Here is a 13621-nt window from a genome sequence, read left to right on the forward strand (position 1 = left end):
TCTTTCGCACGAATGTATACCAAAAACAAATAAGATTGTAACGGCGGATCCTATCCTAACTAAAGAATCAGAATCAGAAGCAGTAACACTTCCAATAGAAAGACCAAATGCCATAGCAAATAAAATACCTACAAATAAACACAATGAAAAAATTGCTTTATTCCTTGATGATAATCCAATTGCCATTGAGTACATCGATGCAGTTATCGCTAAAGTTGCTTCTGTTGGCCATCCTTTCATTTTCAATGCTTCAATAAATAATGGAAGAAGAGGAACGAGCATATGAAGAATTAAACAAGTAATAAACTCTGTTGTTTCCTCACTTAGGCCTTTTATTGCTTTAGCTTTATGTTTTAAAACTTGATCTACCATTATTCTTTTAGTCAATTTTTTTTAAAATTATATAGATACACACGTATAAATAAAAGTGCATATGCAGAAAAGTAATAACATGCTCACATGTAGTATTACGTTTTATCTAAAAACGGCTGTATTTAACAGTATGCATCTAATGCGATCCGATACAGATACGTGGTAACGTCCAGATACAATAAAAGCCTCCTAAGCGACCTCTTGAATTGTTAGCATTTATGGATAGCAATCTTTCTAATTCCGATCTATAAAGCGTTCGAGCATAAATATTCAAGAAAAAGAGAAGAAAAGAATAAAGAGTAGATACGGCAAAAATAGAAAACCGCATACAAAGGTTTTAATCGTTAATGAAAGAAACGCACTCTCAACCAGTATTAAATATTGAGAATGCGATCAATTAAATAGATTTAGAAAAATCATATATGCGGAGTTTACTAGCAGCATCCCTTATAAGTCGGCACTGATATGTATTTATAACGTCCATCGCTTTCCTGTATTTTTTTTCTTTTGTTAGCTTTTGATATTCTGCTTGGCATGCGTTAAATGAAATTGCTAATTTATCTCTATTTGCTAAATAATATTCGATTTTTTCTTTATTTTGCTTCGCAAGGGCTTTCTTTGATAAATCACACTGTATTTGATTATAATCAATTCCAGCACAGATCTTTTTACTATACACATCTAATTTTTCATTTTTATTAGAATTAATCATCAATTCTATTTCAGATAACGTTCTAATATCTTTTAGTTTTTTAAATGCTTCACATTTAGCGGATCGATTAAATAAACATTCTTTACCAATAGTATAGAAATCAGAGAATGGTATTTTAGTTAATTCTGTCGTATATTTTTTTACATTCGCCTCATACTCTGCTTGTTTGCGTTCTTTTGCTAATTTAGCTTTATTTCTTTTGTATTCAATTATTGCTTGTTTAGCTGCATTACATTCTGAGTTTTGTGAAACCGATTTAAATAGAGATTCATTTTTTGAAAGAAATGCTTTTTCCATTTCAGCATTACATTCACTCACTTTATCTTTAGCATCATTAATATTAGATAGATAATAAGGTAAATCATTATCTGAACAAGCAGATAAACTGAATGCCAATACAAGTGACACTATTATTTTATATTTCATTAAAAAATCCTATTTATCAAAGTTATAGTCTTATGAATTATAAAATAACAGTTGCTCAGTGCCTAGCAATTATTGGCTCGTAGTAGTCAGGGTAGATCTATCCAAAATCAGTTTTTATGCTCAATACAGCGTCAATTCCGTCCGAATTTCCTGATTTTTTAATTCATCGATAATGAACGATCATTAATTATTCGATAGCAATACAATACGCGGTAACGTCCAGAGACAACAAAGGTCGCCATTAGCGACTTTATTCCTTAGATTTAAAATAAATCTAAGTTTAGGCAAAATCCCTCTAAATAGATTTATTTTAAATCTGCCATTTTTCATCAATCAATCTCGCCATAAATCGCTTATCAGTCTGACATGACTCAAATACCCATCAAATAGCCCCTATAAACGATTTTAAGACCATAAATACCGATCATTCAGCTCGTAGTATGACTTTGAGTTAGAAACGCCTGTATTTAACAGTATGCATCTTATGTGAACTGCGCTAAATCGTATCAACAAGGCATAAAAAAGGCCGCTTCAGCGGCCTCTAATTGAGTTTTAAAACTTTAGACGTTAAACCCAACATGTTTACCTGTTGGTAATTCAATATTGATACTCATTTTGCCGCCCATAGCCTCAATATAACGCTTAATCGTTGATAGCTTTACATCATTACCACGCTGCTCTATTGCAACAACAGACGGCTGACTAATCCCCATATTTCTAGCCAATTCAGCTTGAGTTAGTTCTAGTTCTTCACGAATAGCTTGGAACTTAACTTCGAGTAACATTTCGTCCGCCATTTCAGCAATTCGATGCTGACTATCTTGAGAACGAGAAGCCAACATATCATTTAAATTTCTAGCCATAATTATTTCTCCAATTCTTCAAGATGTTTAGCAAACTCAAAATCAGCAATAGGGATCATTTGTTTGTAAAAACGTTTTTCATTTCCACATTTATTACCGGCACAAAGTACAATTGCCTGACGTAAAGGATCGAAAGCAAAGAAAGCTCTTATAGGATCCCCTCGATGTTGGACTCTAAGTTCTTTCATATTGTTATATTTCGATGCATTTACTGTATCAACAAGAGGGCGACCGATTGTTGGCCCTCCTGTTTGTAATGCAACTAAACCAGCTAATACTTTTTCTTGCGTATCGTCAGATTGAGCATCAAACCATTCATCAAAAAAATCTGTCGTAATGACTGTCCACATTAACCTGCAACACCTATTATAGATTGTAGTCTATATTAATAGTATCACGGATAAATAAAAACCGCCTCAGTGGACGGTCATTTAACTGTAATACAGATACACTGTAACGCCCAGATACAACAAAGGCCGCCTAAGCGACCTTATTCCTTAGATTTAAAATAAATCTAACTTAGGCAAAACCCCCTAGAAATAGATTTATTTTAAATCTACCTCACATACAAAAATACCGCCTCAACTTGGGCGGTTATTTAACAGTAATTCTATTTATGCGATCCGATACGCAGTAACCAAAAGCCATCAAAATTACCACTTAAAACTATTTTAATAAATAAGTAATCATTACGTAATATAGACAAACAAAAATTATAAGTTCAGATTAATGACAGTGGTTTATAGGAGTTATTATATGTTTAGTCACATCATGGTTGGTGCAAATAACGTTACAAAGTCTAAGCGTTTTTATGATGCAATAATGAAAACATTAGGCTATGAAGAGGGGGTTATTGATGACAGTGGTCGCTGTTTTTATTTTAGCCCTGAATCAATATTCTGTATCACCAAACCAATTGATGGTGAAGTTGCCACTTATGGCAATGGCATGACTATTGGATTTAAAGCTAATAGTCCAGAACAAGTAAATGCATGGCATAACGCAGGTACTGATAATGGTGGTACTACCTGTGAAAATCCTCCTGGTATTAGAGATAACGGTAAAAGTAAATACCTAGCCTACCTTAGAGATCCTGATGGTAATAAGTTATGTGCTGTTTATTTTATGTAACACATTATTAGCTAATGTGTTTTTTAATTCACAGATATCACACTTAACGTATATTATAAAATAAAGGTCGCCTTCGTGACCTTTATTTTAAATCCACCTCGCATACAAAAATACCGCCTCAGATTGGGCGGTATTTAACAGTTAATCTATTTATGCGTACTAACACTTTTCATCAAAGTTAGCGTCAGATCTGTTATTTTAGCCTGGAATTTAGAATTGGGTTTGCTAACAATAAAAAAATCCCGATGCTATTGATCGGGATGAACTCATTACTTACTTGGATTTTTTAGGCTAAATGTAGCTCTCGCTCCATTTTCGCCACTTGCTCTAATTCTTCGGTATTGAATGATAGTGCCGTGTTGATCATCGCGGTAAATGTAGCATTTTCTGCAATTCCCTTTTCCACTAACCCGTTTTTTTCTAACCACTGGGCTATTTCTGCCCATTCATAAAGCGGGACTTTGCCTTTAGCTCTAAGGAACGGAGTTGGAAATGTACCATCTCCTCTTTCACCTTTACTGTATTTTGATAATGCAGAGCGTGACATGCTTGATAGTTCAGCTGCATCAGATAAACCTACATACTGGCCTGCGTCTACACTTTTCACCTTGATGTTATTGACTTGTTGAACTTGCTTAATTGCCGATAAAACCGCTTCGCTATATGAAATCGATTCTCGATAAAAGTCAATAATTAGACACTTGCCTGTTGCAGTCATTACAAAGTCATCGCCTGTCGCATCAATTAAAGCATCGTTAAGGTCGAAGATTTGCTCCTCAGTTACAGGAACTAGTGTGTAGGCCAGTAGGGCAAAGTCAAATTGAGTCATAGTTAACTCTCTTATTTCAATAATTATATGATCTCTTTAAATTTAAACTCACGCAAGGTGCAACTTGCGTTGCACCTTTTCTTAACAGGCTTTATTTCTTGTATGCTGCCTGATTTTATTTGCTGCATTTCCCGGATTTTGGGGCGATCCCGATATAGGAATCATGCACTTACAGTTTTGATGAGTACCTATAGTAACGTTTTCACATTTTAGATATCCAACTGTATGACTTTTACCACCTTTATGATAAGTCCATCCAGCCGCAATCGCATCTGCAATTGCTTCATCAATTTCTTTCTTTGAATGATAGGTTCCGATAGGCATTTCTCCAAGTAAGTGTGAGTTCAAATTATTAAAGAGCGAAGTTCGATTTCTCAAACAAGCCAGCAATCTGCCAACCTTGTCTACAAGTGTAGACGACAATAATTAACACGTCAACACCTGTAGACAAGGTTAAAGTGATCATCCATTCGCATCGATAAATGACAACTTAACCTCAAATCTATTTATGCGAACTGGCGAATTATCTAAATTGTAACAGTAGAAAGCACAATAGATCATTTATGTGATTTGAGCACCTGCACCAAACCACTCAAATAAGCATACTGTTGCATCTTTACTCAGACAAGGGAATAGAACCGTGATACTTCCTACTTATCAAGAAACAATCGATAAGCTTCCTGAAGGGATAACCCCATCAATACTACTAGGTAATGGTTTTTCTCAATCTTGGAATCCCGAGATTTTCAGATACGATCACCTATTAGATAGAGCAAACTTTGGTGAACGTGACGCTGAAATTAAAGGAATCTTTAGACGATTTGAAACGAGTGATTTTGAACAAGTAATGAGGAACCTAATTGCAGCTGAAATTGTTGGCGAGGCTTACGGTATTAATGCTGTCACTTTTGAAGAAATTAGGAATGATCAAGAAAAGCTAAAAGAGTCACTCATTGATGTTATTTCTCGCAGTCATCCACTCCGCCCTAGTGAAGTAAATGACGATCAATTTAGAGCTGTTCGTGCATTTCTCAGAGAATTTCAAAATATATTTACCCTGAACTACGATATTTTACTTTATTGGGCTATCAACAAAACCAATCGTGAAATCGATAACCACAGGTATCTAAATAAAACCGATGGATTTGACGGTAATTATTGGTTACAAGGCAGAAGTCAAAATTTATTCTTTGTGCATGGCGGTTTACACCTATATGACACAGGAACAAAAATCAAGAAGCATGTTTACTATCGAGATGAAAGAGTTGGCATCGTTGACCAAGTGCAAGACAATCTTGATGCTGGCCGATTCCCTCTGTTTGTATCAGAACCAACTCACGAAAAAAAACTTCAGAAAATAGAACACAACCCATATCTAAACCATTGTTATCAATCGTTAAAATCTCTAGATGGTATCCTATATATTCATGGTCACTCAATGGATGATAATGACATGCATATCTTCCAACAAATAAAAAAAAGCAAGGTATCAAAGATTTATGTAGGTATCTTTGGCGATCCAGATAATGATCGTAATACACGTGCTCGTGCCAATGCCTTGGCCTTCTTACAAAAACCAGATCTTGAAGTTAAGTTCTATAACTCAGATTTTCGAGTTTGGGGTTAAGATAAAATAACAAACAGAAGCGTCTTCGGGGGCTTCTGTCTAGATTTTATCAATTCATCTCGCCATAAATCGCTTATCAATCTGATGTAACCCAAATACCCGTAAAATCACCCCTAAAAACGATTTTAAAGCCATAAACACCCATCACTCGACACCTAGTATGACTTTTGGCTAAAAACGGCTGTATTTAACATATGGCATCTAACGCGCACTACGCGATCAGGGTTGAATGAAATTCAATGCTGAACAGCTCGTTATGAATAGTTTTGTTCAACTTTAACGGCCAATAAGTACCGTTGTTATTTTGTTAATGGTGTTACCTGATTTGGAAAATCTCATTTCAACGCAATTCACCATACAACACATCAAAACGATAGATTCCCACTTCTCTGTCTTAACGCATTAATTTTCCCAATGGACCAGGAATCATTCGTTCCTCATTCTTACCTGGTCTATCGGAAAAATGTTCAACATTAACATTCATCATTCCCTTACTTTAACTCCTCATACCCAAAGATCGCCCACTCCACCAAGACCCGCTATGCCCCATTTTATGGGACATAGCGGGTCTCATATAATTCAATGACTTATATTATTTCACGCAAACAAACCTACGCAAGGTCAAAAAACATACAACTTTTATATTCCACAATGCTCACATAAAACGTACACTAATTTTGTTTACCGTCCGAGTCCTACGACTCAATGGACAAAACCACATCCTACGATGTGTGAAATACCATACCGAGAACGGTTAGTTCAAACCCTGAAATATGGGCAATGTCGAGAACGACTCTAGTTCAAACCCTGAAACATGGGCGATGCCGAGAACGGCTCTAGTTCAAACCCTGAAACATGGGCAATGTCGAGAACGACTCTAGTTCAAACCCTGAAACATGGGCGATGCCAAGAACGGCTCTAGTTCTTGTTAGCTGCATTAAAGCTAGGAGTGAACAGTCAAATCCTGAGAGAAATCTCGAAAGTGGCGAACAGGCATTCAGTTGTCGCTGCCTTATTTATTAAGGTTGTATGTTCTTACAAGGAAAGTAAAACATGGAAAATTTTGATGTTAACACTGAACTTTCAGCGTTACGTAAGCAGACAATAACGATAAGAAAACGGTGTTATAGCCAACGAAAATCGCGGTTAGATAAATTCAAATATGAATTATTATCGTTGCATCAATCAGGCGCAACGATTGCAGAATTACAACGGTTTCTACGGAATAATCGTATTAAAGTTGTACATTCAACTGTCTATCGCTGGATAGAAAAACATGGCTAAATTTGCAACCGGTGATCTTAAATCAATTGCAGACAGGCAAGCTGCTAACATTATGATGCAGATACAAGGTTCTATTCTTAAAAGCGTTGGAACTGTTCGTAATTATGAGTCGTCTTTATCAAAAGTCGCACAATATGCAAAAACTAATCTCAACTGTGGTTTAAAAGATCTAACAACAAAACAAGTCCATCAATATCTCACAGATAGAGCCCTTGAGGTTGGACAAAAAACCTTAGATATGGAACGGCAAGCACTTCAAACAATGATGCACCATATTACCCATACCTTACCTAAAGATAGCACTTTAACCGTTATACCATCCGAACACTCTCAAATTCTAAACTCCAGATCCTATACCACAGAGCAAGTTAATTTAATTACTCAAGCTCAGACTGATAAAAATAGTCTTTCAACAGAAATCGCTTATGCCGCAGGACTGCGTGCTCATGAATTAATTACATTGCGACCAATTAACGAACAACCACCTAGTGATCGGCCTGCGTTAGATGAAAAGTTTTTAGGTCGTGATGGTGTTCATTATACGGTCAATGGAAAAGGTGGATTAATACGAGAAGTATTAATCCCTCATGCTTTATCTGTGCGTCTTGAGGATAAACGATTAGAAACACCACTCACTGTTACAGATCGAGGAATACATTACACACAACATTACGCAATTGGCTTTGGTAAAAATTGGAGTAACTCGGTATCAGCTGCATCCATTAGAACACTCAATTGGAGTACAGGAGCACATGGATTAAGACACACTTACGCCCAAGAGAGAATGAATGAATTACAAAGCGTAATGAGTCGAAGTCATGCCTTAGAAGTCGTATCACAAGAAATGGGACACTTTAGACCAGAAATCACAGAGGTATATCTACGATGATAACTCAAGAAGAATTAGCGATATTGCACGAAAAAACAAGAAAAGCTGCAAAAGAAAGAAAACAAAGATGGATAAAAACCGCACCAATAGAAGAATTAAGATCTGAATTTGAAAAGTTAATAAGAAATCAAGAATCACTAACTCAACAAAGAGATAACTACGAAATCGCATACAAAGAGGAAGAAAAAGAAAAACTACGCTTTATGAATCAATGTCATGATCTGAAATATACTTTAGACCATATTGAGCCTATTCAAGAATGTTCTAAATGCGCTGATACACTAAAACAATATAATTTAATTAGAACGGCCTTTGATCGTAAAAAGAATGATCATAAAGCAATAACAACATTCTTAACGAAACATCAAATACAGCTAGAAGGGAAACCGCTTTCCTTAACAAAAATAATAAAATTAGGTAATCACCTTCAAAAAACTAACGAAAGTAAGTAACTTCTCTTGGAAAACTCAGCTCTTAGATCTAACAACAAGAACAGAGTAAACGCTGTTTTCTTAAAGCGACTGCTTTTTTATTTTGTTAACGTTGAACAAAAAGCGAAGATGTTGATTCGGGGTGAGAGAGGGAGATTAGGAATCCCTCGAAAAGCAGCAGCTTTCCTTAGTCCATATAAGAACTAAAGAATGCCGCTTTTCGAGTACGTCTGATTCGGTAATGAGCCGAGTAAAGACCTTTGCACCCCTGAAGCCTACAACCATGCAGCTTCAGTGACCAGAACACCCCTATGGTTTGGAGTCAATCACTCGTCTGGTCGGTCACCATGTCGCCCACAACTGAGATAACCTTCTAGGGTCAGTGCTCTATAAGTTGTTCGCATCAGTGACAGCGTTACTTGAGTTTGGTGTGTTGATTGAGATCCCTTATCGCCAGTGACGGTCGAATCAGGGGCTTCCCTCCTTCTCACCTTCAATCAATTTGCCGAAACATTACCTACGCCTTTAACAGGGTCGCTCACTTCATCGAGTGGCTGTGAAGCTGACTCTCAGTGCTAGCACGAATGATTACAGTCGTAGTGGGTATAAACAAATTGACGAGATGTCGAGGGAATACTTGCAGTTCTAATATGATGTAGCTATCATGATAGGACTTAACGAGCTTCGAAAATCGTTTTAAGTATTCCGAATAAACCTAGCCTGCAAGCTAGGTTTTTTCACATCTGGGCATTAGGTTACGGCTAATCGCTTAAGATCGCAATGATTAAAATACCGTAAAAATACGATGTATCAATTGTTATTCATTGTTTGATTTTTCCATTACTGCACAGAAAAAGACGCACAGATCGACTTTTTCCTATCATTGGTATAAAAGTGAAACACACTTTCATTTCTATCAAGCCACCTCAACACCATACAATGAAAACTTAATAATAATTATATAATTCAGCATGTTATATTAAATTTAAGTTATAAAAAACAATGTAATAACTTCAAGACGGCTAGTTTTTACATTCAAAAATAAACAAGTACATACTAAAGATATGTACTTTTAGTGTGTACTTTTAGTAATCGTTTTACAATATTCAATAAATAACTCACGACTTGATCGGCTTTCCTTTATCTCCATAGCTTTCTTAATAACAGCTAGCTCATACGGATTAATTTTCATAGAGTGAATACCACAACGGTTATCAGACATATTATCGGTATGTTCGTTAATATAAGCACTAAGCTCAACGCCTTCAGCTAAATCAATAATAGTTTTCTCTGCTTTCCAGTGCTCAGCATATTTAGCTCGTAATTGCTTTTGATATTCACGAGTCTTCTTCTGTTGTTTAGCTATGACAGCTGAATGGGTTGTTAATGGTTCTCGTTCTTCTGATTGTATAGCTTTCTTTTTAAGCAAGCTCATAGTACGGCCTCATGTAAAAATGTTGATATTTCAGAACGAGTTCGTGCTGTATTTCGCTGCTCTGAAAAATCTTCAAGCATTGGCATAACCCACTTAAGAGATGAAAGCCCTAACTCTTTAAGTGTTGATCTTCGTTCAGAAAGTGATTTGCTATTAACTCTTGTTTTAGTAAATACAAAACGAGTTTTATCTTTAAGACCTAATTCATCAAGTTTAGCTACAAGAAAAGGAATTTCTTTAAGATCATTTTTACCCGTATTTAACGGTACGATTATCAAGGATTTTACGTCTACAGCTGCTTGAAGTAATTCAACGTTATCAGAAGTGAATGCTCCTGCTGTATCGTAAACAAAATAATCAGCATTTTCGTTTTCAATAAGTGTTACATGTTGTTGTTGATCGGTATTATCCACATTAACTGAATAGCCTAATCTCTGTAGTTCTTGAGCGGTATACTCACAAAGAGTGGATTTAGAAACTCCACCTTTACTATTGAAAAATATGATATGCACGTTTTTTAACCTTTTTCATTCAAAACACTAGAAGTATGTACTTATAGTACAACCATTACTGAATTAAAAAAAGAATAAAAGCTAAAAACCCCCCTCTGGTAGGTATTAATTTAACATCACGTATATTTGTCCAGATACAACAAAGGCCGCCTAAGCGACCTCTTAAATTGTTAGTATTTAACATCACAAATTTTATGCGCACTAACAAACACACAGATCTTAACGATTAACTATCTACTGTCTTACTAATGAAAAATTAGTTAATCAAGAGATGCTAATTAGAGGAGGAGAGAGTAAATAAAAATATTATTTAATTATAATATTTTTAGCATTAAGACCTTTTTTGGTTTTTATTATTGAAAAGGATACTTTTGCTCCTAATTTTATAATGTCTATGTCTTGTTCTATATCATCAATAGAAAAGAACACATCTTTTCCTTTTTCACGTCGAATAAACCCAATACCTTTAAACGAGTTGAATGCATTGATAATACCTAAATCTAATTCCATATTAACTATCCATTTCCCAATAATTATCCATCTTAGGGATGGTAGAGTAGTGGCATTTTAATCTTTTTCTTGCATCTTTTGCCATACCTTTATGTGTTCTTCCTAATATACCCAACTTATAATTTAATTGATTATATTTTTTTATAACTCCAATTCGATAGTGATCTTCTTTAGGGATTTTCAATGCAAAATTAATCTTTTTCTTTAATTTATTTATTTCGTAATCGTTATATATTGGTAATATTAAGGTTAATATATCTCGGTATTTTTTACCTTGCGAATGTTTTAATCGTGTTAATTTAGTAACCAACCCAGATACATTATTCCAAATTTTATGATATTCATCAGAATCCATACCATTAATAGATTCAAGTTGACAGTGATAAACTAACTGTCGAATACGCCTTACTTCTTCTTTCCTTAATTTAGGCTCAGCCTCTTTAACCCACAGTCCTGTAACTTCAAAATCTTTATGACACTCATCTCTATCGGAAATTTTAGTCTTCTTTCCTTTTAAAGATAAATTGTGCTTTTTTAACATTGCAGAAACTGATTTGATAATAACTGTTATTTTTTTCGAAGAAATTTCTGATGTGCTTGAAATTGTTATATCATCTAACAATCGACTGTATCTGATGTTTTGTCCCCTTAGAGAACTAACTATCTGATATTCAGAATTAAAAAATATTAGATTAGCAAGATAGCTAGAAGTGCATCCACCTTGAGGAACAGCCCCTTTATATGTGGTAAGCAACGTTAATAATTCAACGACTTCATCACTGAATTTAAAAAAATATTTATATATTTTTTTTACTTCTTGAGCCTTTATTGTTGGGTAGAAATTTCTTACATCTAAATTTATTAATGTTTTACTTTTTGAATGTATTCTTGCATTTTGTACATAATCACGAGGAATTGTAGGTGTGGCTTTTATTCCTCCAATTAAATACTCAGGGAAAATAACTCGTTCAAAAATACGAGAATTAATTCTTTTTTGGATTTTTTTTAATTCATGCTTAGGTTCAAAGACTGTTCGTATTTTTCCTGAAACTTTATGCGCAGGGAGAACATAAGAAGAGTATGACTCTTCAACCTTACTAGCAATATTATTTAATAATTTAAGATGAACACCTAATGTTTTAGCTAAAACTTCAACAGAAGCAATAGACTTACAAGGGTATTGGGGTTTGTCCATGATATTTTCTTTATTTGGAAAAAGAGAAGTCAGCTGTTAAATCATATTAGTAACTGCATCAAAAATCATTGGTACATAATAACTAAAAAATGCAACAACCAAAGGGTGAAAGTCTACAAAGAGTCCTTTCCAATCCTTTGAGCTCGGGTCATTTTGCTGTTCAGAATATTCAGCATTGATTCCAACGTTGAATTCTGTGTTCTTATTTTTTTGTGAGTAACGTACTGTAAAAGTAAACTTTTTCATATTGAAATCCTTATGGGTTTGAGGCAAAAGTGCCATGCCAGACCAATAAATCTTTCACAGAAATCTTATTAATGACCGTTGAGCCGACCTCTCTAATCAGTGCCAGACAACCGTCGTTCAAGTTGGTGCTAAAATATAAGCGCTAATTCAGCTGCGCCTAATTTTGCGCCAGTATGTGCGCGGATGCGGGTCATGAATCTTCATAGAAGATTCGCATCTAGATTCTAGAGCATCATTTTTCTGTTAAATACGTAAACACTAAAAACAAAGCAAATGGGCGCTTCGCCCACCCACAGAATAATATACATTATGCAACACGATGTAAAGCACTGATAAATATAATAAGAAAATGCCTTATTATATTAATTCCTAAATAACACCTAAAGAAAAAAGATATATTAAATAGGTATATTTAGGGGGGGAAGGGGGGAAATGAAAGAGTTAAACCCACTTCTATTTAACGGTATGTACCCGATACGCTGTATAACGTCCAGATACAATAAAGGCCGCCTAAGCGACCTTTTAAATTGTTAGTATTTAACATTACAAATGTTACCGTACTAAATTACGCTTTTTGATGAGATAGCTCTTGAAGGGAATTATTTAAAATCTTACGAATGTAAGAACCTTGCCCTTGCTTTGATGGCTGCTCAAGGGATTTCTTGATAACCATCTGCTCTTCTTCAACTAATCTCTTTACCGCGCATCTTATGGCATCATCAATTTCTAATTTGATCTTATCAAAATCTTGAGTGTCACAAATTTTACCTCGTACCTCTAACTTGTTTAACTCAAAAGTAACTTGTGATTCAATCTTTCTCATCTGCAATTCTAAAGCCAAATTATGCGCTAATTTTCGTTCAATCCTTAGACGTCGTCTTAGTGATCTAGAAGATTGATACATTGCAAATCCTGATATGACACCACCTAAGACACTAAGTAATGTTGGAAGAAACGTAAACAGATCCATTAGTTTACTCCCACTTTTTCAAAATTCCAGAACGGCACACATTCAACAACATGTCTATTATATCTTTCGCACGAATGTATACCAAAAACAAATAAGATTGTAACGGCGGATCCTATCCTAACTAAAGAATCAGAATCAGAAGCAGTAACACTTCCAATAGAAAGACCAAATGCCATAGCAAATAAAATA

18 protein-coding genes are annotated in these 13621 nt (G+C 35.0%); 6 read left to right on the plus strand and 12 right to left on the minus strand.

What is annotated here, in order from left to right:
* The coding region (locus C9J51_RS19555) for a hypothetical protein (protein WP_170073323.1) at positions 1-286 on the plus strand (286 nt) is incomplete at its 5' end.
* A gap of 483 nt (positions 287-769) precedes the next feature.
* Here the strand turns inward: C9J51_RS19555 and C9J51_RS19080 are convergent.
* From C9J51_RS19080 to C9J51_RS19090, 3 genes are all read right to left on the minus strand, one after another.
* Entirely contained in the window at positions 770-1510 is a 741-nt protein-coding gene (locus C9J51_RS19080) for a hypothetical protein (RefSeq protein WP_107275282.1), read from the minus strand.
* 560 nt (positions 1511-2070) lie between these two features.
* On the minus strand, positions 2071-2373 hold the full coding sequence (locus tag C9J51_RS19085) for a helix-turn-helix domain-containing protein (RefSeq protein WP_045032858.1): 303 nt from the start codon (positions 2371-2373) through the stop codon (positions 2071-2073).
* A gap of 2 nt (positions 2374-2375) precedes the next feature.
* Positions 2376-2723: a type II toxin-antitoxin system RelE/ParE family toxin gene (locus C9J51_RS19090; RefSeq protein ID WP_107275283.1), complete on the minus strand. Its 348-nt coding sequence runs from the start codon at positions 2721-2723 to the stop codon at positions 2376-2378.
* Between the two features lie 406 nt (positions 2724-3129).
* Between C9J51_RS19090 and C9J51_RS19095 the strand changes: the two genes are divergently transcribed.
* Complete coding sequence (locus C9J51_RS19095; RefSeq protein ID WP_045040922.1) at positions 3130-3504, plus strand: VOC family protein; 375 nt, start codon at positions 3130-3132, stop codon at positions 3502-3504.
* Between the two features lie 286 nt (positions 3505-3790).
* Here C9J51_RS19095 and C9J51_RS19100 read toward each other — a convergent pair whose 3' ends face one another.
* Both C9J51_RS19100 and C9J51_RS19105 read right to left on the minus strand, forming a co-directional pair.
* Positions 3791-4333 carry a hypothetical protein gene (locus tag C9J51_RS19100; RefSeq protein ID WP_052668277.1) on the minus strand — a complete coding sequence of 181 codons (543 nt, stop codon included), beginning with the start codon at positions 4331-4333 and terminating at the stop codon, positions 3791-3793.
* Between the two features lie 81 nt (positions 4334-4414).
* Complete coding sequence (locus C9J51_RS19105; RefSeq protein ID WP_045040921.1) at positions 4415-4657, minus strand: hypothetical protein; 243 nt, start codon at positions 4655-4657, stop codon at positions 4415-4417.
* A 316-nt stretch (positions 4658-4973) separates the two neighbouring features.
* On the opposite strand from C9J51_RS19105, the gene C9J51_RS19110 reads away from it, so the two are divergent.
* The 4 genes from C9J51_RS19110 to C9J51_RS19125 all read left to right on the plus strand — a co-directional run bounded on the left by C9J51_RS19110 (position 4974) and on the right by C9J51_RS19125 (position 8585).
* Entirely contained in the window at positions 4974-5960 is a 987-nt protein-coding gene (locus C9J51_RS19110; protein WP_107275284.1) for a DUF4917 family protein, read from the plus strand.
* 1053 nt (positions 5961-7013) lie between these two features.
* On the plus strand, positions 7014-7244 hold the full coding sequence (locus C9J51_RS19115) for a hypothetical protein (RefSeq protein WP_045040920.1): 231 nt from the start codon (positions 7014-7016) through the stop codon (positions 7242-7244).
* Positions 7237-8133: a site-specific integrase gene (locus tag C9J51_RS19120; RefSeq protein ID WP_045040919.1), complete on the plus strand. Its 897-nt coding sequence runs from the start codon at positions 7237-7239 to the stop codon at positions 8131-8133. The genes C9J51_RS19115 and C9J51_RS19120 overlap by 8 nt, the downstream gene beginning before the upstream one ends.
* On the plus strand, positions 8130-8585 hold the full coding sequence (locus C9J51_RS19125) for a hypothetical protein (protein WP_107275285.1): 456 nt from the start codon (positions 8130-8132) through the stop codon (positions 8583-8585). The genes C9J51_RS19120 and C9J51_RS19125 overlap by 4 nt, the downstream gene beginning before the upstream one ends.
* 1051 nt (positions 8586-9636) lie before the next feature.
* Here the strand turns inward: C9J51_RS19125 and C9J51_RS19130 are convergent.
* The 7 genes from C9J51_RS19130 to C9J51_RS19590 all read right to left on the minus strand — a co-directional run.
* A complete protein-coding gene (locus C9J51_RS19130) occupies positions 9637-9999 on the minus strand; it encodes a hypothetical protein (RefSeq protein WP_087846928.1) in 363 nt (120 codons plus the stop codon).
* On the minus strand, positions 9996-10511 hold the full coding sequence (locus C9J51_RS19135; protein WP_045040930.1) for a ParA family protein: 516 nt from the start codon (positions 10509-10511) through the stop codon (positions 9996-9998). The genes C9J51_RS19130 and C9J51_RS19135 overlap by 4 nt, the downstream gene beginning before the upstream one ends.
* A gap of 306 nt (positions 10512-10817) precedes the next feature.
* Positions 10818-11021 (minus strand): retron Se72 family effector protein, encoded by a 204-nt coding sequence (locus tag C9J51_RS19140; RefSeq protein WP_045040929.1) that lies wholly within the window; start codon positions 11019-11021, stop codon positions 10818-10820.
* Position 11022: 1 nt separating this feature from the next.
* Positions 11023-12216 (minus strand): reverse transcriptase family protein, encoded by a 1194-nt coding sequence (locus C9J51_RS19145; protein WP_045040928.1) that lies wholly within the window; start codon positions 12214-12216, stop codon positions 11023-11025.
* A gap of 36 nt (positions 12217-12252) precedes the next feature.
* Positions 12253-12462, minus strand: a complete 210-nt coding sequence (locus tag C9J51_RS19150; RefSeq protein WP_045040927.1) for a hypothetical protein — start codon at positions 12460-12462, stop codon at positions 12253-12255.
* 565 nt (positions 12463-13027) lie between these two features.
* Entirely contained in the window at positions 13028-13432 is a 405-nt protein-coding gene (locus C9J51_RS19155) for a hypothetical protein (RefSeq protein WP_045040926.1), read from the minus strand.
* The coding region (locus tag C9J51_RS19590; RefSeq protein ID WP_211306504.1) for a hypothetical protein at positions 13432-13621 on the minus strand (190 nt) is incomplete at its 5' end. The genes C9J51_RS19155 and C9J51_RS19590, both read right to left, overlap by 1 nt.

Origin of the sequence: Photobacterium iliopiscarium (assembly GCF_003026395.1) — a bacterium.
Taxonomy (GTDB): Bacteria; Pseudomonadota; Gammaproteobacteria; order Enterobacterales; family Vibrionaceae; genus Photobacterium; species Photobacterium iliopiscarium.